General features: G+C 57.7%; 6 protein-coding genes. 1 reads left to right on the top strand and 5 read right to left on the bottom strand.

From position 1 onward, the window contains the following. Positions 1 to 64: 64 nt before the first annotated feature. On the bottom strand, positions 65 to 955 hold the full coding sequence (locus E1J53_RS18085) for a DMT family transporter (protein ID WP_134273661.1): 891 nt from the start codon (positions 953 to 955) through the stop codon (positions 65 to 67). A 130-nt stretch (positions 956 to 1085) separates the two neighbouring features. Here E1J53_RS18085 and E1J53_RS18090 point away from each other — a divergent pair, with 130 nt between their 5' ends. Beyond that, a complete protein-coding gene (locus tag E1J53_RS18090; protein ID WP_134273660.1) occupies positions 1086 to 4139 on the top strand; it encodes a PVC-type heme-binding CxxCH protein in 3054 nt (1017 codons plus the stop codon). Positions 4140 to 4253: 114 nt separating this feature from the next. Here the strand turns inward: E1J53_RS18090 and E1J53_RS18095 are convergent, their stop codons facing one another. The 4 genes from E1J53_RS18095 to E1J53_RS18110 all read right to left on the bottom strand — a co-directional run bounded on the left by E1J53_RS18095 (position 4254) and on the right by E1J53_RS18110 (position 24261). Next, a complete protein-coding gene (locus E1J53_RS18095; RefSeq protein ID WP_134273658.1) occupies positions 4254 to 5294 on the bottom strand; it encodes an FAD:protein FMN transferase in 1041 nt (346 codons plus the stop codon). A 90-nt stretch (positions 5295 to 5384) separates the two neighbouring features. Further along, positions 5385 to 8513: a PD40 domain-containing protein gene (locus E1J53_RS18100; protein ID WP_134273656.1), complete on the bottom strand. Its 3129-nt coding sequence runs from the start codon at positions 8511 to 8513 to the stop codon at positions 5385 to 5387. A 198-nt stretch (positions 8514 to 8711) separates the two neighbouring features. Further along, entirely contained in the window at positions 8712 to 15959 is a 7248-nt protein-coding gene (locus tag E1J53_RS18105) for a T9SS type A sorting domain-containing protein (RefSeq protein WP_134273654.1), read from the bottom strand. 433 nt (positions 15960 to 16392) lie between these two features. Next, positions 16393 to 24261: an SdrD B-like domain-containing protein gene (locus E1J53_RS18110; RefSeq protein WP_216650076.1), complete on the bottom strand. Its 7869-nt coding sequence runs from the start codon at positions 24259 to 24261 to the stop codon at positions 16393 to 16395. Positions 24262 to 24272 lie beyond the last annotated feature (11 nt).

Genomic DNA, 24272 nt, shown 5'->3' on the forward strand with positions numbered 1-24272 from the left:
ACAGGAATAGCCACGTAATGATCCATTTACTCATCCGAAACCCAATAACGGTAATTCCCCCGGATTACTTGCGTCTGCTGAGAAATACTCCTATCAGGATTAAGACAATCGCCGGGATTTGTGCAGCGGCCAGCCCTTCGCCGTCCAGCAGACCCCACACCAGGGCCACCAGGGGGATGAGGTAGCTCACCGTACTGGCAAACACCGCCCCCGTGCGCTGGACCATCTTAAAGAAGATGATACTCGCCAGGACGGTACTGAAAATCGCCAGCGTGGCCACGTAACCTAGCGCCCACCAGCCCGTGGCTCCTTCACTGCCCGCACGCTGCACCACGGCACCTGCGGTGAGCGCCCAAATAAGTGCCGGCAGCCCCACCAGAAAAAAACTGGTCACGGTGATCGTGAGGGAAGAAGTATTTTTAAAGTTTGTGGCCACGATGTTGGAGCTCGTGGCGTAGCAAAAACACGCCAGCACAATAAAACCCGCGTAGCCCAACTGCGTAGTTTGCCCCACATCACCCGGCGCGGCATAGGCCAGGACAACCGCCCCCACAAGGCCGAGCAGTACTCCCAGCAACTGTCGCTGCCCAACCGAACGGTTCGCAAAAAACAGCCAGGCCACGATAAAGGTGCACAGCGGCGTCAGACCACTGAGCATACCCGTCAAACTACTGCTCAATTTAGTCTGGGCAAAAGGGAAAAGAAAGGATGGTAAGCCCGTTCCCGTAATGCCCACCAGGATTAAAAGTGGGACGTCGGACCACTTAATTTTCCGCAGGTGGTGGATCGCCAGCGGAGCCAGCGCCAGCGCGGAAATGCCCAACCGCAGGGCGGCCACCTGCGCCGGAGAAAAGACCACTAAGCCCTTTTTGATCAGAATGTAACTCGTCCCCCAGATCAGGCTTAAAACCAGAAGGGTGGTATAATCGACCAGAGAGGGGGAGCGCTGCTGCATGGGGAACTTTAATGGCGGCGTAAGGTAAGGAACGTCAAAACCAAGTAGACAACTGCTGAAGCACGAACTCACCCCCCGGGTTTACCCAAGCAGTTGCCCTATTTTAGTGATCGCCAATTTTGACATTTCCATGCCAACCCGAATCCTCTCCTACCTGCTCCTCCCGTTGCTGATGCTTGGCTGTCAGGCACCGGAAAAGACCGTGGATTTTGCCGAACTACCCGAAGCGGAGAAACGGCAACCATCGAATGCCCGGTCCTCCTTTTCCCTGCACGAAGGTCTTGGCCTGCAACTCTTCGCGGGCGAGCCCGACGTCACCAATCCCACCAACATCGACGTTGACGAGCGGGGCCGGGTCTGGGTCTGTACGGCACAAAACTACCGTCGCTTCAACCATGACCATCCGGAGAAGGTCAAGGGCGATCAAATTCTCATTCTGGAAGACACCGACGGAGATGGACAACTGGACAACCGTAAAGTTTTTTATCAGGGTACTGACGTTAATGCGGCCCTGGGCATCGCAAAATTGGGGGACAAAGTGTACGTGGCCGCCAGTCCCAGCGTACTCGTGTTCACCGACGCCGACGGAGACGACGTTCCGGAAAAAAAGGACACTCTTTTCACCGGCCTGGAGGGGGTTGACCACGATCACGGCGTACACGCCGTGGTGTTCGGCCCCGACGGTAAACTCTACTTCAACTTTGGCAACGAAGGCAAACGCCTGCGCCATAAAGACGGCAGCATTGCCAGGGATAAACGGGGGAACCCCGTTGAAGAAGGAAAAACCTTCCGCCAGGGAATGGTCTTCCGGTGCGCGGCCGATGGTACCGACCTGGAAATCCTGGGACACAACTTCCGCAACAATTTCGAAGTAGCCGTAGACGCCTACGGTCGGATGTGGCAGAGTGACAACGACGATGACGGTAACGAAGGTACCCGCATCAATTTTGTCATGGATTACGGCAACTACGGCTTTCAGGACGAAATTACCGGTGCCGGCTGGCGACAGCCACGGGTAGGAATGCACGAAGAAATCCCCAAACGGCACTGGCACCTGAACGACCCCGGGGTCGTCCCCAATCTGCTCCAGACGGGTTCCGGCAGCCCTACCGGCATCCTGGTATACGAAGGCGACCAGTTGCCGGAAATTTTTCGGGGCCAGATGATCCACTGTGAGCCAGGGCATAACGTCGTACGTTCCTATCCCGTCGCCGCCAGTGGAGCGGGATTTTCCGCAAGCGTGGAGCCCCTGATGACGAGCCAGGATGAATGGTTTCGCCCCAGCGACGTTTGTGCGGCCCCCGATGGCTCCCTGATCGTTGCCGACTGGTACGACGCCGGGGTCGGTGGCCACCTGATGGCCGACATTGAGCGTGGTCGTATCTACCGCCTCCACGCCGCTGGGGAGGAAGCCTACACCACTACCCCACCCGATTGGGACGCCCCCCAGCAGCTACTTCGGGCCTTAGCCCACGTCAACCAGGCGACCCGTTACCTGGCCTTCCAACGTTTACTGGAACATCCGGAGGGAGAAACGCTCCTCCGGGAAGCGACGAACGATGCCGGTCTGGACGACCGCCTCCGCGCCCGTGCTGCCTGGTGCCTGCTGGCACGCAAGGGCGACGCACAGCAGGTGATCAAGACCCTGCTTGCCTCCAATCGCGAGCGACTTCAGGAGACGGCCATTCGCATGGCACGGCAATATCCGGGTCCGGACAACCGCAATCTTTACACCGTTACCGCTTTTGCCAGCACTACGGACGCTCCGGCCCTATGGCGGGAAGCCGCCCTTAGTCTCCGCTTCCTGAAGGATCCGCTGGCCAACGAAATTTACGTGGCCCTGGCCAATAAGTATGACGGACAGGATCGCTGGTATCTGGAAGCATTGGGTATCGGTTCCGACCTCGATACCGATCAGCGTTTCAACGCTTGGCTGGCTACCGAGCCCGACCTGGAATCTCCACCGGCCCGACGGCTGGTCTGGCGCAGTCGTGCCGCCGCCGCCACGGACCTTTATGGAGACTACATCGCCCAAAACGATGATCCCGCAGAACTGGCGGCCTTTTTCCGGGCCCTGCATTTTCATCCGGGAAATCGGACCAGTCCCATCCTGGAACAGGCGATCTTCACCGAAAACCACCCCCGGAAGGATGAAGTGGTCCGCTATGCCCTCACCAGCCTCTCCTCCGAGGCCCTACGCCGCAGTCCCAGAATACAGCAGCGGCTGGCCGAGGTGATTCCCGACGTTCGCGGGACTGACGTCTGGACTATGCTCATTGAAAACGCCGCGCTGGACAGTGAGGTACCCGTGCTGCTGGATTCCGCCCTGATCTCGGCCGATAACAATTTCCAGGACAAGGCCGCGAAGATCGTCATCAAGGTAGCCGGAATTGACTACGTCAAAAATTATTTTGCCCGGGCCGACCCCATTCGCCAGGACCAACTCATACATCTGGCGCGCCACATGCAAACCGGAGAAACGGACACCTGGCTGCAGGAGCTGCGTACCGACACCAACCTTCCCGAGGGCCTCCGTAAACGCGCTACCCGCAGCCTGGCCAACACCTGGAATGGAATGAAAAACCTCATGGACGAAGTGGTTGAGGGGAAACTTCCGGAGGAGGAGGCCGTATTCACCGCCCGCTTGCTCACCCAGTGCTGGCGCGGTGATCAGCGGATGAGGGCCATCGAATGGCTACGGGCCCGCTCGGGACAGGAGGCCGTAGACCTGGACGGGATGCTCGCCATGGCCGGTGACCTGGCCCGGGGAAAAGAAGTATTTGCGGAATATTGCGCCGCTTGCCATCAGGTTCGGGGCGAGGGGGTCCGTTTTGGACCGCATCTGGACAAGATCGGCGACAAGCTCGGCCGGGAAGGCCTGCTTAACGCCATTGCCTACCCCAGTCAGGGTATCGGTTTTGGCTACGAAGGTTTTGAAATGACGATGGCCGACGGTACCAAATACACGGGCTACGTTGAAAGTCAGACCGAAAATGAACTGTCCCTGCGGATGATGGGAGGCGTAACCAGGGAGCTGAACATTCGGGACATCAACAATAAGGAGCCCCTGGCCGAAAGCCTGATGACGGAGGGACTACACGAGATCATGAAGCCACAAGAACTAGCGGATTTGCTGACCTATCTGGAGTCTCTGACGGAACAGGCGCAGCTGTCCAGAAAGTAAGCCGCTGCGGTTTCCTGGATTCTTCGCGGGCGTCCGTATACCCCGCGGATTCGTCTACCTCTTGCCTAAAGTTACGGGGACGGGGTGGCCAGTTTCTTAAGGCTCCGGCTCCAATTAGTCGATACCTTCCAGCCCCGTACTCACCACCGTCTTAAGTACGCCATCCTCTCCCCCAACCAGGAAGTAGGCCTCCAGTTCGGGCGTATCGTTGATGAGCTCCAGAGCGGCCTCGGGGCCGAGCACCATACAGGCGGTGGCGTAGGCGTCCGCCGTGGCGCAATCCGGCGCCAGTACACTGGCACTCAGCAGAGCATTCCGCTCCACGTAGCCCGTGCGTGGATTGATCGTGTGGCTGAATATCTCCCCCTCCACCCTGTAGTAGTTGAGGTAGTTGCCGGAAGTCGCGATGCCCTGGCCATCGGCCAGGGGGAGGGTTCCCGCCTGGGAGATGATTTCCACGTCCTCTTCCGGCGCGCGGATGGCCACCCTCCATGGGCGACCGTTCTTGTCACCGCCAGCACGAAACTCGCCGCCGACGTCAATGAGGTAATGATCACGGCCGTTAGCTTCCAGCAGTTCCGCCAGGAGATCAACGCCGTAGCCCTTGGCGCTGGCGTTGAGGTCAAGTTCAATGTCCGGATGGGGCTTGGACAGAAATCCATCCTGGACGGTCAGCTTATCTACCCCGACCAAGCGGGTGAGACGAGCCACTTCCGCGCTGTCGATGCTGGCCGAGGTTCTTCGTTCTCCGCCGCCAAAACCCCAGTACTTTACCAGGGGGGCAACCGTGGGATCATAAGCCCCCTCGGTGTGCGCACTAATGCTGCGGGCCAGGGCGAGATTGGGCAGAAAATGGACCTGTCCCGACAGGTCAACTCCCCGCTCACTTTCATTAAACTGATTCAGCGTACTTCCCGGCACCCAGGCGGACAATTCCTGGTTGAAGGCGTCCAGCAGGCTGTCAATTTGCGGCACCAGCCCCGGCACCTCCTCGCCCAGATAGAGAATCCGGTAGTACGTCCCCATGGCTTCTCCGGTCAGGGTTTGCGTGGGCAGTTCCCGGACAGCGTCGATTACACTTTCCGGGGCGCGGTCGCAGGTGCCCAGTAGTAGGGTAAAGAGCAGTAAAACGGGAATCAGCGAAAGTTTCTTCATGGTAGCAGGAGAACAGTTTTCGGGGAGTAAAGTTAGGCCGTACGGTTGCTTTATGGCGACCGATCACCCCAGCTTCACTCCCCGACAATTTTACCATCCCGGCAGGAGGTTAAGTCCAAACTGCCAGGTGCCGCCTTCCAGCAGCGGCCGGGCCAGGTAGGGTTCCACAATGACCGAGCCAAATACGTTGACCCGGGCACTCACCCCGGCCGTCACAATGGGCATTACCCCCGGACGAGCAATGAAGGGTTCTCCGGTTACTTCGTTGATCAGGGGCTCACCGTTCCGGTCGAGGGTGAAGACCGGTCCGTTGAACTGACTGAACTCCGTAAAGGCCACCCCGCCGTCAACGAAGAGGTTTAGATCCGAGAACAGTATGCCCGACTTGACGAGGGCCAGGGGCTTGGGGCCCGTGAAGGGCACCCGCACCTCAAGATTACCCACCAGCAGCTTACTTCCGATCAGTTCATTGATGTTCCGACCGTTGGCTTCCAGAATGGGAACGATGTTATTCGCCTGCAGTCCCCGAATGTACCAGGGACTACCGAGGTACAGAGGAAAGAGGTCATTCCCGTTTCCACCGTAGCGACCGTAGTGCAGGGCCCGCAACGCCACGGTCCCCTTACCGAAGTAGAGGTAGCGGCGATAATCCACGTCCAGCGCCGTGAAGTTGAATTCCCCCAGGAATCGTTCGGCTCCCACGCGGAACCGTTGTCCACGGATCGGAGCCGTCAGGCCGAAGTTGGAGTTGTCTCCCACCAGCGACAGTCCCGCTCGTCCGAGCACAAAGCTTTCCGATTCGAGGTCCCGGCGGCGTTCGGGCACGCCCGGAGAATTAAGTGGGAAGCCGGAAACGGGATCGAAAAAGCGGGCGTACTCGTCAACTCGGTTCGTGAAAATACTTCCGCTCACGGAACCTTCCAGGCGCAGGGTAGTGCTGAAGGGGAACTGGGCAAAGGCCCCGATCTGGTTCTGGTAAAGGCGCTGAATCAGGTAGGGAGCATTACCCACTTCCACGAATTGGTCCTCACTGATCTGCAGGGTGTCCAGGCGGGGAGCCAGGGAGGCGAAACTACGGAAGGGAACGCGGCTCAGGCTAAAGCCGTAGTTCAGGCGCGTTTTCCGGTTGAGCCACGCGACGCTTCCCCCGAAGTCAGTGATTTCGCCGTTGAGGGCCAGGTTACCGAACAACTGGTTATTGCCCAGGATATCGCTGGCCAGCAACTGTACCCCACCGGCCAGGCCGGTGGTCGTACCGAAGAGGGGGTTATTCCCCACCCCGGCGCCGGCGGAGCCGGCGGCGTAGTCAATCTTGAATTGCGGACGGTAAGGCACCTCCTTGATGGCCCCTTCCGACAGGACGACTTCCTGCTCCATATCCGCCAGCAGGCGATCCACCACCAGGGGTGCGCGGGGGTTCAGGCGGGGCAAGGTAGCCGGACTGAAGTCAACGGAATCCGCCGGCACCTCGCGGGCTTCCAGACGGTCCGTCAGCGCACCGTAGATGCGGTACCCCCGCTGGTTGAAGTAGGTGTAGACCAGCCGGTTGTTCCGCCGGTCCATACTCATGGCCGGAGCGTGGTGGGTGATACCGGACACTCCGGTGATCAGGTCCGTAAGCTGCTCCACCTTTTCGGATGCCGGATCGAAGCGGTAGATGTTGCGGAAACCGTCACGGTTACTGAGGAAGTACAGCTTTCCGTCGGCCCCCTCCACGGGGTTGAGGTTGTCCGCTCCGGGGAACACGCTGAAGTCCCGGCTTTGGCCGCTTACGATGTCGTACTCCGCCAGGTTGAAGCGGTAGGCACCAAAGGGCCGGTTTTTGTCCTGAATAGACCGGCGATCCGTGCTGAAATAGATTTTCTGACCGTCGGCGCTCCAGTGGGGGTGCACCTCACTGTACTCATCGTTCGTCAGTCGGGAAACCTTTTCCGTGCGCAGGTTAATCAGGTAGAGATCAGATTGCCCTTCCACGAGTCCCGACACCAGGACGTATTTCCCATCGGGAGACCAGGCGGGGTCCACGAAGGCGGGAATTCCTTCGGGGAAGATTTTACGGACGGCCTTGCCCTTGTCTACGTCGGCAATGACCAGGGCGTTTTGTCCCTTGGCGACTACGGTGTAGGCAAACTGCTTGGAGTCGGGAGACCACGTTCCACTATTCTCAATGTAGCTCAGGTCATCCACGTGACCGGAGGCCGTGGAGGTGCGAATCTTGCGAATGATCTTACCACTACGGGCATCGGCCAGGAAAAGGTCGATACTGAACAGGTCCTTTTCCGACAGGAAGATCAGGTATTTACCGTTGGGGCTGATTTCCGGAGCAACGTTAATCCGCCCCCCGTTTTCTTCTCGGCTGATGAGTTCCCGGCCGACGTTGCGGTCTTCCTTTACTTCCCCGACGTAGGGGCCGTAGGTTTTCCGCAGGGATTCCTCCCAGAGCTTGCTCAGGTCCTCCAGGGAGTACCCCAGGACGATGGGCGTTGCTTTTTCCAGCCCCAGTTTTGCCGAGGCCCGGAAGTAGGGAGCAATCACCTCGTCTCCCCGCAGGCCGGTCACGAAAGCCCAGAAGGCCTGTCCGTAGCGGTAGGGAAAGTATTTTCCGGAATTGAGGTCCTTCAGGCTGGGGACATCATCATTCAGGACGGCATCCCGCATCCACATGGCGGTGAAGGGGTCTACCGCGCCAATACTGAGGTACTCCGCCAGTCCCTCCACCATCCACAGGGGCAGGTTACCCAGGTCCCGCAGGCTGGTACTGTCGCCGCGGATGACCATATCATACTGGAAGGCGTGCACCAGCTCGTGGCCAAGCACGTGGTGCGTCTGCTGGTTGGTGTGGGCCACCGGCATAATTACCCGGTTCTTGAAGGCTTCCGTCACCCCGCCCGTCCCGGTGCCGATGGCACCATTAATGGCGTTCGTTTGCTGAAAATCAGCGTGGTTGGCGTAAATAATCAGTGGGTTGCGAAAATCAATCGTATCGTTGAGCACCCGCTGGTGCACCCGGTACCACTCCTCACTGTCGTTGAGGAAGTCCTCAAGCCACTCCTGGTTATTGAGGTAGGTGTACAGCTCGAAGTTCGGGCTTTGGTACACCTTGAAATCAAAATTGTCGTAATTGGGCTTGTTGCGGCCAAAATTGCCTAACTGTGCGGACAGTAAGCCCGGCAGCAGCAGCAAGGAAAACAAAGAAACTGCACTCAGTAATTTTTTCATGTTCAGTGGGATGGAAATGACTAGTAACAAATGGATCACCGTCAATTGATGGTGATTTCTACCGGGAAGACACCAACCCCCAAACCTTCTCTTGTTGCGAAAATCTTAAATCTTGTTTACCAGAGTCTTAAGGTTATAAATGGAGATGCCCCCACACGTTTCAACATATGGGGGCACGCATCCGTTCGGAATTATGATTTACCGTTTGGTGATTTTATGCACCATTATTCCCTGATCGGTCTCCAACTGGAGAACGTATACGCCCGGAGGCCAACCGGCCGCTTCTACCGGTAACCACTGCTCCCCAGCCACCAGGCGCAGGTGCTGCTCCAGGAGCACCCGGCCGTTAATGTCCCGGACAAACAGCTGCGCCCGCTGCCCCGTAGTCACCCTGACGCCCAGGCGGGTGAGGGTACCGACGGGATTGGGGACTACCCCCAGCAGATGAGCTCCCTCCGCAAAGGTGATTTCTTCCACTCCTTCCCGGTCGGGCGCGGTGACCGCGCCGGCGGTCTCCCACTGGAGGAACAGGGGTTGCTCGGTGAGATCGGTAGCGTAGACTTCCGCAGCCAGCGCTCCCGTTTCCGCGATGTCCACCACTTCACTGAGTTTGCCGGCCGTACGGGCGGTAAAGGTCAGTGTCATGAGGGCATCGGCACGGAGGGGTTGGGACCAGCTTAACCAGAGGTGCCCGTAACCGGTACGGAAGTTTTCTTCCTCCCGCAGATCAGCACTCTCTACTCCGACAAAGCTCAGCTGGTCGGCGGACCATTCCAGGGCGGCCTGGCCGCCGGCGAACCGGGTTCCCTCCTGCAGTTGGAATTGCAGCACCACGGTTTCGCCGGCTTCAAAGCTTCGGTCAGTGGCCAGCAGGGCGATCGGCCGTCCACGGCCATTCCCCACCAAATTCGTGGCACCTGCGGCATCGCCCCAGGAGTCATTCAGGTCTCCCATCCGGATACCGACAAAATCATGATCGTAAGAACAGGCCTCCAGCAACTCCACCTGGATGCTTTCCGGTGCCGGGCCGCTGCCGTCCCAATCCGCAGCCACGAAGCGCCAGGAAGGTCCGGTGGGGTAAAGGCCACGGCGTCCCAGAATCAATGCCTGGAGGTAGATCATATCCTGGGCGTCCAGGTTACCGTCTTCGTTCAGGTCAGCGGCCAGGCGCAGGTACGGACTGTCCAGCCCCCCGTACCCGAGGATGTAGCGGCGCAGCAGGAGCAGGTCCAGGGTGCTTAGTCCCATTCGGGGATCCGTTTCCAGGGAAGCCTGCAGCAGGTAACTATCGCCAACATTACCCCCAAACTGGTAGCTACCGAAACCTCCCGTGCGGGTCGTGGGAAGATCCGCTCCGGCACTGACCAGTACGTTCGTCATGGGCTGCCCACTCAGGCTGTTGACCCGGCCGTTGACCGTTACGCTGGTGGCTACCTGACAATCATTGCAGGCCAGATTGGGATCCTGCAAACGTACAAGCACCTCACACTTTCGCCAGTTTCGGCCCCCTAGCGTACCGTCCGGTTGCACCGCAAAGGGATTGTAAGCGTCGTCCCAAACGTACACCTCCAGATAAACTTCGTAGCGATCCTCACAGTCGAGGTAAATACTCTGCTGGTTGATGTCTACGGTATCGCCAATGCGGTTGACCGAGTAAATCAGGTCTCCGCTACAGTCAGGGAAATCACAGCGGGCCAGATCAATGGCCTCCACCAGTACGGCGGCCTCTTCTACCACTCCGTCGTTGTCGATATCCCCAACTTCCACCAGGGGCTGAAGATTGTAAATCTGGTCGGAGCGACACTGCAGGAAGGGCACGTAGCAGTCGTTTACCCGGAAGATTTTCTCTACCGAGGTGGTGTTCCCGCAATCATCGGTCACGATGAAGATGAAGCGGTGTTCCCCAATCGGCATCACGTTGGTGAAGGAGTACTCCGGGAAGACACCCTCCAGTTCACCGGACTGCTCGCTGTTGGTCTCGACGTTTCCGTTATTGTTGAAATCGATGCCAACGATGATGTTTCCTTCCGCCACCTGACAGGCATCCGTGAGGATAATTCCCGCCGTGACGGGAATCCGGCAGAAGTTGGTGTCTACGCAAACGGTGTCCGCCAGGCTGATGGCCACGGCGGGAGCGATGGTATCAAAAATCTTGATCCGTTGACGGTATACGTACCGACCACCGGGAGCCTCAACGCTGCGCCAGTAGCCCTCCGGGTTGGGGTCGCCGCAGTCCGCGCCCCGGCTTGCTGCCGCGGGGGCTTCATTCGTCGCGTCGCCGTCGGCATCGACAAAGATGCCGGCTTCGGAGCGGACCAGCCAGACATCCGTATCGCCCATGCTGCCGTTGCAGTCTTCGTCCCGATCGAGCTCAATGGCCGGCGATTCGCCGTCCCATTCACACCAGTTGGTTACGACGTAGCTCCGCTCCAGGTAGCGGCATTCTTCGCCTTCGGTCGGAAGCAGGGTATCCTCGAAGGTGTAGGTGATCGAATCACAGCCCCCGGAAATTACCCGCAGGGTATCCACCAGGTCCGTGCAATCGGTGATCGCGTCCCGGGGGAATTGGATTTCATACTCCAGCGAAGGCACGACCGTGATGTCCTGGAAGAACAGGCCGGTGCTGAAGTTTCCGTGTTGATCGATGGCCTGGAAGCGACGGCGAATCCGCTCTGGGGAACAGATGTCCCCGAGGATCTCCGGCACTAATTCTCTGGCCGCGGCCGAGCAGTTATCCACTACCTCGGGCATGCCCCAGATCATTCTCAACTGGGTGGTGTCCGCCGGATTAAAGTTATCCGGCAGGTCGCTACAACTGACCGTGACCGGATCCAGGCCAATACAGTAGGGATCGGTATTGTCCAGTACGGTGACGTAGCTCGTACAGTAATTCGTATTTCCGGCGGCATCGGTGACCAGCAGCTGGACTTCGATTTGGCCAAGGCCGACGTCTTCGCACTCGAAGAAAATGCGTCCGTCCCACGCACTCCAGCCGAGGCTATCGGCCTGCGGATGCCCTTCGGGCAGTCGCCGCCGTAACTGACGGCCGACGAGTTCACAGTTATCGTAGCTCCCCTGGTCAACGACCTGGAAGGGAACCATGATTACGCCGTTGCCCGGCAGGGAGAGGTTGAGCACTTCTTTACACACCGCCACGGGCTCGGTCCGGTCCGCCACCCGAATACGACAGTAACGATCCTCGATGCTTTCTTCGGGGTGACTGCCGGTAAAGTGGATCAGGTAATCCCCGGGAGGAACCCCCACCAAAAGGCGATCATCACCGTCTTCCAGAACGGTGTAGGTAATGGTGTCTCCCGCAGGCGTCAACTGACGCACCTCGGTGCGGAACGTCCAGGAGCTGGTATCACAAACATTATTCAGCTCGGGTGCGGGGATTTCGATATCGGCGAAACAATCAAAGTGGTTGGTCGAAAAGAGCATGATGTCTTCCTCGACGATCGGGCAGTAATGATTGCTGATCGGGCAGGAGAAGAAGGGCTGCCCGCTACTTTCCAGTTTGAAGGTTTGGGTGTACTGGGCGAGGTCGTTACGGCACTCATCCGTCACGATCCAGGTACGGAATACCGTCAGGCCACCGTCCGGGCGCCGTTCTGCCGCATCCTCGTAACGAACGGATAAATTATCCAGCTGATCCCCGTCCAGAGCAACGGCCACCCCACTGCGGTAAACGAAGGGATAGCCGGTGTAACTGGGGGCAGGATGTCCGTTCTCCAGCTGGGGGTAGCTATCCGTACAGCTGAACTGCACGAAATGCTCCGGCCAGGCTACTTCGTTCAAGCTCAGGGCGCGTGCCTCGATCACCTGCGTACACACTTCCTGGATCGAGGTATCAGCCATTTCCAGGCGGAAAGTTCTTTCGATGCGGGCGCTGACGCAGGTGCCAGACTCTTCATCGTTGAAGGCAATGTCCATCGGTCCGCAGGCTCCACCTACGGTGGGCCGGCCAAATTCGTCGACGCTACTGCTCCGACCGAAAATGGTGGGAATCTCGTGATTCAACAGGTCAAACACACTGAGGGTGCTGCGGCGGGTAACGACCGGGTTAGGACCATTGGGCCTGCCTACAATCAATGGAAGGGTTTCCAGCCCCACAACTTCCCAACGGAAATTTGCTTCCTCCCCGACCCGCAGGGTACTGGTTACCAGCGTATAGATTTCTCCCGGACGCAGGACCACCGAAAACCGCTGCTGCAACCGCATCAGGTCGGGACTAATGGAATCCGGTAAAATGGGGGTAGCAAAGTGGTGCGTGGGTTGCGGCGTTACGGGCCCATCATTGGTCAGATTACAGCAATCCAGAACTTCCTCACCGCGTTGGCTAAAGACCGCTCCACGCAGTTCCGCGTCCACCTCTGCGTAGAGGTAGAAACTCAGCAAGCGGGGTGCCGTGCCCAGGTCTTCGGGCACCAGAATCGTCAGTCGTTCCTGATAGCGGCTTCCGGCGGTCAGTTGCTCGGCGGGCAGCCAGCACAGATCCTCGGTTCCGTCCAGCGCTTCACTGTCGGTAGATAGACCGGCGGAGAACCCTTGCAAGTCCAGCTCGTACATACGACTGTCCGCATCCCCGGGACAATCCACGGAAATCGGCTCGGAAGTGATGGAAGCCGAAGCGGTACAGTCCGCCACGTCCAGGTCACGAATGCTGACGCTCCGGGTGGCTCCGCCGTTGGGGATGGTTCCCACCCTGACGTACTCCCCGAAGCCACCTTCCTGACCGTCCGCCGTAATCCAGCCCCGGCTCTGGGGATTCAGGGAATTGACGAGGATTTCAATAAAGAGGCGTTCGGTACTTCCCTCCGCCTCCACACAGGTGAGCAGGATGTCGGCAATCTCGAGGCCGCAGGCGTCGGAGCAGGTCGTCGGGACCGGATCCAGGAGCAGCAGCGTATTACAATCCGCTCCGGCCAGGTCTTCGATGGAGAAGGAGAAGTCCGCGTCCACAATGGCGAAGGGGCCGAAGGAGTTGGTCTGGTCGTAGAGGTAAGCCCCGGCTCCGTTGATGCTGTACCCAACCGACGGGGCGTTAATTCCTTCTACCGACAGGTCAAAAGAGTAGGTATCGTCGGAAGGGTCGTAGGGAGTACCCGCATCATCGCAACTCAGGTTTTCCACCTTGGGCATCAGCTCACATTGGTCGGAGCAGGTCATGGGAGGCTGTACGGTGGTCCCCAGCACACACTCACTATCGGAGGAATCCGTAAACTGGAAGTTTTGCGGACCGTCGGCGATCAGGAAAGGACCGAAAGTATTTACCACACCGTAGGCTCCGGATTGCCCCCGATCCGTAGACCAGGTTTCGCCCAGGTTGATGCCTTCAATGATGATCTCAAAGGTAAAGGTGTCATCGCTGGGATCGGTGGGTGTACCGTTGTCGTCACAGAAGGTTCCCGTGATGTTGGCGACCGTGATGGCGCAACCATCACTACAGGCCATTGGGGCCTGAATTATTATTTCATCCGTACAGCACCCGTATTCCCCGTCCGTTACCGCGAACGTCACGTCGCCCTCGGAAATGGGGAAGGGCCCCAGCTCGATGAGGTCACCGTAGCTGCCGTTTTGGCCCGCCTCGGCGATCCACCCGGCGCTGTTCGCACCCTCCACGCGGACGTCGGCATAAAAGACGTCATCGGTGGGGTCGGTATCCGTTCCGTTGTCGTCACACCGAATGCCAATCAGGTTAATTGCCAAACTGCAGCTGACGTCCATCAGAACGTACTCGGCGGTGCTTTCACAGCCGAATTCGTCGGTAACGACGATCTGGTAAAGGCCACTGTTGGTGGCCTCAAGGGACTCCTGCCCGGCGGCACCTTCGATGGGGCCGTCCGGTCCGGTCCAGCTGATGGAGGCAACTTCGTTGGGAGAATTGTAGGTCAGCTCAATCAGTACGCTTTCCCCGGGACAGTGGTCCACGGGTCCGCGCAACTGGGCGACATCCACCGGTACGTCAAAGGAGGCGGCGCCCCGACTGGAAGCAAACCACCAGGTATTCAGGGTATTTCGATCACCGTAGCCCGTCGTGTTCTCGTTAACGACCACACAATCGTCGGTGGCGTTTGCTTCAAAGTTGGTCCAGGTCCGGCAGGGAGTTTCCCCGGAACAGTCACAGCCCGTCAGCACCTTCTTCGGCGCTCCGGTACCCGGATCATCGGGAATGTTGGAATCGTCGTAGTAAAGCGGAGAATTTGCTCCATTCCCACAGATCGGCCGGATGGGCGTCACGCAGAAACCGTTGCGCATGAGTTCTCCGTCGTAGAGGGCCCAGTGCTGCACCCCCTGGGTGTATTCTACCAGCATGTCGACGGTCTGCCCCTCTTCCGGCCGACTTCCATTTCCGAGCAATCCGTCCCAGGGGACACAAGCTTCCGTTGCCTCTTCTCCCTCAAAGCGATAAACGAGCAGGCGGTCCAGGCCCTCATCAAATACTCCGTTACCGTCAAAATCCAGGACAATTTCAACCTGGCCCGGAAGGGTTACCTCCACGGGAATACAGAAGGTCTCGTTGGCCTGACAGAGTAATTGCCCGCTGATGGATACTTCCCCGCAGGCACCGTCGGGAAACAGATTGAGGTCGGGCTCCTCGAGGAAGATCAGGTGTTCGGCACTGTTGTCGGTGGCGTTGGCTTCGGGAATAGACTGGCGATCAAGTGCAAGGTCACCGGTGGTTCCCGGGCCCGTCCGGTTAAAGGCCAGGTTGAAGGAAAGGGGTTGAAATCCGGAATCCCGGAAATCGATCATGGTCACGAAGCCATCCGAGGTGTAGGAATAAAAGACGGCGCTAAGTTCGGCGCCGAAGGCACATTCGGGCAGTTGGGGCTCCAGTTCGGGAACCCGAAACGCCCAGTTTCGGGAGTACACTCTGCCGGGTTGTACGCGGCCATCCGCGACTACGGTGATGTCCCAAAGACCAATATAGCGGGGACGGCGGGCGCGGTTTTGCTCAAATTCCACGAAATACTCCCCCGCCTCTTCGGGCGTGAAGGTGGAGTTCTCGTCAACGGGATAGCCATTGGTGTTCACCGCGGAGGGGCCAAAGGCGGCCTGTTCGTAGGAAGATAGGTTTTCATTGTTGCTGTTTACCGTGATCGGTCCGAATACGACGGCCCCGTCGCTGACCCGGCGAATCCGGTATTCAAACTGCCCGAAAGATTCCGGCAGACCGGAGTTTTTATACAGCCGAGAAAAACCCAGGTAGACGGTTTCGCCAACACTGGCTACCCGAAAATTCAGTCGGCTGTTTTCCGGGCCGTCATAACTGGCAAAGTCACCAAAATTCTGGTCGCCAATGAGGAGCATCACGGGGTCCCCGTCGGGGCTGCGCAGATTAGGGGTTCCCTCGGCCCGGAGGAAGATCGGGCTGAACAGGAACGAGGCCAATAGGCATGCGAGAAGCAGCCGTACTGTGCCCGTGGGAATCACGGTAAACATATGTTGTGTTGTTCAAGTGTTCAAAAAACTCTGCGTCGCAGAAAAATGGAAAAGACTAAAACCAGGCCCCCAATTCTGTGGCCAAAAAAACAGGTATGAAGATTTTGGGAATCCTTGGGGCACCAGTAAGTGCCGAAAGAAAGTTGCCGCTCAGATTATTAAAGCTCTATTTCGAATACCACGATCGCCAGGCGGGGGCAATAGCTGTTAAAACAACTACCGCATGACGCTAAGGCGAAGTTAGTCTAAAATCACCACAAAAAAAAGGAGGAAGGTGATATTACCTTCCTCCTGATTTGCTTAATCATTTTCGGCAGATACCGGGAATATAATTACCCGGTAAAGCCTGCGTTTTCGGCAAGCTTTGCACCTGCGGTCGCGCCCAAGCCCGCGTAAACCATGACGGGCACGGTTTACGCGGGATGTGGCGGAATTATTCGACTCGGATCATGCTACGGACCAGGCGTTCTCCCCTGAACTCCAGCGTGTAGATCATCACGCCGGGAGAGAAGCGGTTACCGTCCAGTTTCACCTGATGCTCACCCGCCGTGAATTCGCGTTCAATGACTTGCAGCTCACGGCCCGTCATGTCCAGAATTCTCAGCCTGGCCTCCCCGGAGGAAGGCAGGGTGAAGGCAATGGTCGTTTCCGTCCGGAATGGGTTGGGGAAATTCTGCCGGAGCGTCATTTCCTCAAACGCCTCGCCGGACAGGTCTCCCACTACCTGCGGGTTAACCGGATTGATCGTAGCCGCGGGGAAGTTGAGGTACAGGTCAAGCGCTTCGAGATCACCATTCCGGTAAGCTTCGGCGTAGGTAGGAGCATCAACGAGTGCGAAAAGATCGCTGGCTCGTGCCACCGTATTCGTCCGCCCCTTCAGGGTAAAGAGTACGGCATCACCATCGAGTCCCTCGGTAGGCAGGATCCAGCTCGCGGAAATTAATCCACGATCCAGGTTCTCCAGTCCGAGGTTTTCGTTGGTCAGCATGCCCGGAACGACTTCGGTAACGAAAGCCTGAGCTTCGGCAACCCGGAGGGTAAACTGAAGTCCGGCAATCCGTTGCAGGTCCTTGGCTCTCACGGGAACGCTGAAGCGTTCACCGGCACCGTAGGATGCCTCCGGAATTTCCACCGGGTGGGTGCCACCAGAACTGCGGCCCCGCGTACCGTTGAGGATTTCTCCGCGCGAGTTTTCGATGAAAACAGAAGCATTCAGGTCTCCCAGTTTCACCCCGACGAAGTCGTGGCCCAGGTCGCAAGCCTCAAAGTTATCCACCTTGATACTGCTCGGAATCTGACTCATACCCGTCAGCTCATTGGCCATCTCCTCCAGGTAGGCCTTCGGTACAAAGCGCCAGCAATCTTCTGCCGCCAGTACGTCGGTATTACCCAGTACGATGTTGCGCATGATCAGGCGATCGAGTACCGTCAGGGTACCGCTGCCGTTCATATCTGCCGCCAGGAAGCGATAGGGGTCCGTGATGAGCTCTTCTCCAACGAGGTGACGCTGCAGAATCAGTTCGTCGAGGGTGGAAAGGCCATTGGCCACGTCGTCTACCTTGGTAGGTTCGACTACGTAGTTGCCGGCCGGAACACCACCGAACTCATAGATTCCGTTGTCGTCGGTCACCTTGAAGTCTTCAAGCTCTCCACTCAGGTCTACCTCTACGCCCGGTAGCGCTACGCCACCCGCCGTGATCACCTGACCGCCGAGGGCCAGGGTGCCGTCCGCGTTGCAGTCATCACAGAGTTCATCCGGATCCTGGACGAATACTTCAACGGTACACACCGTCCAGTTGGGTCCGCCTACGGTGCCGTCAGGTTGTACGGCATCCGGGTTGAAGGCGCTATCCCACATGTATACTTCCAGGTCAACGGAGTAACGATCGTCGCAGGTCAGTAGAATGCTGGTGCTGTCCACGTTAGGCGTCTCACCGGGACGGTTTACGCTGAAGCGGAGCGGACCACTGCAGTCTTCGATGTCACAGCTGGCCAGACGTCCTGCATCTACGTAGACGCCGGTTTCCACCAGGTCGCCGTTAGCGAGCGTTACCGGCTCGGCCAGGGTTTCCAGATTCGCGATCAGACCGCTGTAGCAAGTCGGATCGGGGATGCTGCAATCGATTACCGTCACCGGTACGGTAGCGGCGGTTGCGTTGTTACAACCGTCAACGTAGCGGAGCATCAGGGTGTGCTCTCCGATGGGGAGATCAGCCACGATGCGGTAGTTCGGGAACTCACCGTGTACGGCCAGTTCGCTGGGCAAACGCATTTCCGGAGCACCGTCCCGTCCCAGATCAATCAGGACGAGCCAGTTGGATCCCGCGGCCGTGCATTCGCCGGCTACCGTGATCGGAATTTCGATCATGGCCTCGCAGTTTCCGTCTTCGGAAGCACAGAAGGTATCGGGCGTTTCGAAGACCAGTTCCGGACGGGTATCGTCAAAGATGGCGATCCGTTGGGTGTAGGTCCAGGCACCGGTAGTGGCTACCTGACGGAGGTAACCCGTCGGGTTCGTTTCTCCGTCGCATTCGTCGCCACGCGTTCCGGCAATTGGCAGCGCATTGTCAATGTCCTGATCAACATCAATGAAGGTGCCGTCAGGGTTAACAATGGCGTAGAAGACTTCTTCGCCCTCCAGTCCGTCACAGTCTTCGTCGCGGCTGATCACCACGGGAACGTCCGTTGCGGGATCAAACATACAGTTGTTGATCACGAGGTACGTCCGCTCGACCACCAGACAGGCTCCTTCTTCCGATTCGTTGGGATCAACGATGGTGTCGGTGAAGCTCAGGCTGATGTCAGCACAGCTTTCGCCGATGATCTCGAAGCCTTGAGCAACCTCAATGCACTCGGTCAGCGTATCCTTGGGAATCACCAGGGTGAAGCCCATATCTGGCGTAATGCTGATCGTCTGGATGAACTCCTGGGCACTTACGTTGCCCACCAGGTCCACCGCCAGGAAGCGGCGAATAACCGTACCGGCACCGGAGCATTCGTCGATGTCCACGATGGGCATCAGCTCAATCGCGCTAGCCGCACAGTTGTCGACTACTTCCGGCTTACCGAAGAAGGCCTGCAGGCTCAGGGTGTCGGCCAGGTCAAGCTCAGGATCGAGATCCGTACAGCTCAGGAAGAGATCATCAAGTCCCGTACAGTAGGGCAAGGTGTTGTCCACCACCGTGGCCTCCGTGGTACAGATGTTCTCGTTTCCTCCGAAGTCAACAACGCGCAGTTGCAGGGTAACCACACTACCGGCGTCCAGACAGTTCACTTCCGTGAACAGCTCCCAGTCGCTCCAGGTCGGAACGTCCAGGGTGTCTCCCGTAACGGGGTCAACCAGAATCTGACGGCGAATCAGTACGCTGTCAAGACCACAGTTGTCGTAGCTGCCGAGGTCAATCATGCTGCTGTAGACGCGGGCAATGCCGTATCCGCCTACGCTCACGTTGATGTGGCTGATACAGATAGCCGCAGGCTCCTGCGTATCGGCCACCCGGATGATACAATCCGTAACCGCGGTGTTACCACAGTCATCCGTTACGGTATAGCGGATGGTGTAGTCTCCTGCTTCAAGGGTCAGGTTGCGGTCGTCACCATCGTTGATGGTCGCCACTACTTCACCCTGAGCGTTCAGGATTTCCGTGAGGATGGTCCAGGAGTCGGAACAAACGTCGGTTACGTCCGGAAGCGGAACTTCCAGGTTCGCCACACAGTCGAAGGGATCCATGGGGAAGAGCATGATGTCTTCCTCAAGTACCGGACAGTAGTGGTTACTGATCGGGCAGCTCACTACGGGCGGCGTGAAGTCGCCCGTCCGGATGATTTGCTCCGCTGAACGGGTATCACCGGTACAGATATCGGTAGCCGTCCACGTGCGGATGATCGTCTGGGTACCACTGCAGGTTTCCTCCATCTCATCCTCGTAGCTCACCGTGATCGTGCCGCAGAAGACGTCCTCGATGGTGATGTTATCGAAGGCCGTCATGATGGTCGGCAGCCCCGTCACGGAAGTGGCTGGGTTACCGTTATCATCCTGCGGGAAGGAAGCATCTTCGCAGTCGAAGTCAATGGTGTCCGTGGGGAAGGAAATGTCCGTAACCAGTGGCTTCCGGATGGTAATCCGCTGGGTAGCGGTGATTTCCTCGCCCGTACATACGGCCACCGTAAACGTCCGTTCGATGACGACGTCTTCACAGTCGATGCCTTCGTTGAGGTAGACATCGTCGAAGGTTACCGTCGTTTCTCCACAGCCCGTAATCGTTACGGTACCGGTAAGTTCGAGGCTCTCTTCGTTGTTGAAGATGGCGTCTCCATCCTCACAGATGAGGTCACGGTCACCGATGCGATCGACGTCTGCGGGGCCTTCCACTTCGATGAGGGACGGCGTAACCGTTACGGTGTCCGCACACAGTTCATCGTCGGCGTCGCGGAAGATGATCGTGGTCGGTCCACAAAGTTCCTCAACGGTGATGGACACCGTTTCTCCGTACGCTCCGCTGAGGCCATTATCGGCCGTCCAGCCGGCATCAGATCCGGAACCGGAATTGGTCACCAGTACATCGATGATGTATCCGTTGCCATCCTCCGTGCATTCGGGGCCACCGGTAACTTCGGCGACGAGTTCACAGGGAACTTCTTCTCCACAGTCTTCGGGTGCCTGAATGTCCAGTTCAGCGAGACACTCATTGTTCTCCCCGTCGAGGATAACCAGTTCCAGCAGTTCACCGTTGGCCGGGAAGGTGACCTCCGTGTTTTCACCGTAGTTACCCGTGATCTCCGTACCGTCAATACGCCAGGTTCCAGCGGTATTGTTACCGGTTACGAGGATTGTCGCTACAAAGAAGTCGTCCGTCGGATCCGTTGGCGTATCGTTGTCGATACATTCCGTTACGGAAACCAGGGTAGCATCAATGTCGCAGGGACTACAGGTTTCGGGGGCTTCGATGGTAACCTCCTCGAAACAGGAACCTCCACTGGCTACGTCAATGAACCTCAGCGTGATGTCTCCACCGCTGATGGGGTAGTCACCCAGAGAGATGGTTTCACCGTAGGTTCCGATGATCAAGCCCCGGATGGGGTCCTCTACCATCCACGCCGGACCATTTTCGTCGCTATCGGCGAAGATCGTGGCCATGGCACTGAAGGTGTCATCGCTGGGGTCGCTGGTTCCCTGGTCGTTACAGACAATATCGAATACGTCAACGCCAACTTTACAGCGGTCGCATCCGGTAACGGCCTGGACGAAGAGAGCGCCTACGCAGTTGTCATTGTTCAGTGCAGTAATCATACCGCTAACGTTGACGCCTACGGGGATGGGACCAAAGCGTTCTGCGACGCCGAAGGTTCCGATGGCATCGGGCACGCCTGCAGGTGCATTGAATACCAGGTTGTAGTCGCCTGCGGCGCCGGTAGCCAGCAATACAAAGTCGTAGGTATCGTCAGATTCGTCGAATGGCGTACCATTATCGTCACAAATCGTCTCGGTAATCGTCAGCATGATTTCACATTCCGCGTTTGAGCAGGGCTCGGGGATGGTAATCATGGTATCTACCCGACAGAAGTAGGCATCGGCATCCTCAATCCGGAGATTGGTCGTTTCGCGCCGGTTACCGTTTTCGTCGAAGATGGGCAGCGGTCCGAAGGTGTACGTATTGCCGAAGATGGGGCCTTCTCCAATGATCGGGCTCGTACGCGAGGTTCCCTCGCGCACAATCCAGCCATCGTCGGAGTTATTGGAGCCTACCCGATCTGCGGTGACGGTGATGAAGAATACATCGTCCGTCGGATCGGATGGGGTGCCGGCATCGTCACATTCTACGGCCAGTACTTCGCCCGTAATGGCACAGTTATCGGAACAGGTTTCACCGGGAGCGGTCACCAGTACCTCAGCCATACAGTCAGAGTCTTCTCCTACCCCACTAACGGCGATGGTTTGCGTACCGCTTACGGGGTTGGTGAAGGGTCCGAAGACGTATTCGCCGAACGGGAAGCCACCAACGTAGCCGAATTCGGGAGCACTCCAGTCAGCGGCATTAACGCCGCTGATCCGTACGGTGGCGAACCAGACATCGTCGGAAGGATCAAAGTCCGTTCCGTTGTCGTAACACCAGGAGTCAACGAATTCCATCGTGATCTGACATTCATCAGAACAGGGGAATTCCTGCGGTGCCTCGGCACGAACGATGGAGAAACAGATTCTCGGACGGGCGTTGTCCCGAACGGTGATCACAATCTCTCCTTCCTCTACGTCTTCCAGCGTGAAGGGTCCGGCAAAGGCTTCATTACCATCGTATACTCCCGTTGCCACAACATTATCGTTGGCATCGAAAGCCGTCCAGCCGGTGCTGGTTGCGTTCAGGGAGGTTACCGTGATGGGAACAAAGAATACGTCATCAGACGGATCGGTGGGAGTCCCAAGATCATCACAGAAGGGCGAACTCGTACCTGCGGCCAGGATGTAACACTGGTCAGAACAAGAGCCTACCGGGAGGAAACTAACCTCCGCAGAACACTGTGCCGTAGTAGCACCAGAGTAATTCAGCGTAACTGACTCGGGGTTCACGTCATCATTGACGGGAAGCTGATAAGTGAAGGGGACACCAAGGTCACCGAAGTTACCGAGATTATCGCGCCACTGTCCGCTCGGGCTTACGCCTTCCACCAGAACAGTAACGGTGTAGAAGTCATCCGTTGGATCCGTGGGCGTTCCGTTATCGTCACACTCGGGAGCCTCCGTAATTACTGCGGTCAATTCACAGATCGGAATCGCCACGATACCGGCATCCAGGTCGGGGTAGAACTCACCGTTGGTGAGGGTTACCGGCTCCGTCATACCGTTCATTGCGGGATCCGCATCGCTGTCCACGTCCTCGGCACCTGCGTTCAGCGCCGTAAACTCGAACATGTCGGGCAATTCAAACTGAACGCTGTAAGTGCCCGCGGCCAGTCCTTCAAAGGAGTAGAAGCCGAATTGGTCGGTGGTCGTGGTGGCGATAACTACGCCGTTCTCATCCTTGAGGTTAACCACTACTCCCTGAATGGGCTTCTCACCTTCGTCCTGAATACCGTTTTCGTTGGCATCTTCCCAAACGTAGTCACCGAGTCCGGCACATTCGCTATTGTCGCCAATTACTTCACCAGTCACCACCGTGGTACAGCCAGTTTCGGTATCGGTAACCAGTACCGTGTAGACACCGACCATCAGGTCAGTTGCCGTGGCGGTCGTTTGGTTTCCGGTTGCGGCATCCCACTGGTACTGATAGTTTCCACTGCCTTCCAGCACCACTACGGTGAGTGTTCCCCGTTCGGGGCTGTCGAGGCAAATGGTATCATCCTCAACGGAGGCTACCAGCGGAGCACCATCTTCTACCTCGTAGGTGCGCATCAGTTCACAACCGTTCGCGTCCGTAATGGTCACACTGTAGGTACCGGCAGCAATTCCGGTCAAGTCCTCAGTAGTTGCTCCGTTACTCCAGTTGAAGGAGTAAGCAGGAGTACCACCAGCTACGGTCAGATCAATACTTCCCGTTGCCGCTCCGGCACAGTCAACGTCAACGACCACTTCCGTTACGGACAGCGGAGCGTCGGGCTGAGTTACGGTACCCGTTGCCACTTCGGTACATCCGTTAGCGTCCGTGATGGTGACACTGTAGGATCCAGCCACCAGATTATCAATGGTGATTGAAGTTGCTCCGGTACTCCAGAGGTAGGTATAGGGAGCAGTACCACCACTGGCTACTGCCGTCAGGCTACCATCATTGTCTCCGAAACAATCCAGAGCAAAGTCCTCGACGGATGCCAGCAGGTCGGAGGCTTCCTCAATGGTGAAGCTGGCCGTGGTCGTACAGCCATTAGCGTCCGTAACCACTACCGTGTAGGTGCCGGCAACCAGTCCGCTTCGGTCTTCCGCATTATCGTTACCGGCAATATCAGTCCAGTCAATAGTGTACTCAGTAGTTCCACCACTCACCGTAATATCGATTGATCCGGTTGCGTCTCCGTTACACTCGACGTCAACCGTCGTGCCAGTAACTACCAGTTGCTCCGGCTGGTCGATCGTGAAGCTTTCCGTGGTCGTACAGCCATTGGCGTCCGTGACCACTACCGTGTAGGTACCCGCAGCAAGACCACTCAGGTTCTGCGTCGTAGCACCGTTGCTCCAGGCGTAGGTGTAACCGGCCGTACCGCCAACTACCGTCAGCGTGATCGTACCGTCGTCACTCGTACCGGCATCATCGTTACAGATGACGTCCGTCGTAACGCCCGTAGCCACCAGAGGCTCCGGCTGGTCGATGGTCACCGTCAGCTCGC

Origin of the sequence: Lewinella sp. W8 (assembly GCF_004375085.3) — a bacterium.
Lineage (GTDB): Bacteria > Bacteroidota > Bacteroidia > Chitinophagales > Saprospiraceae > Neolewinella.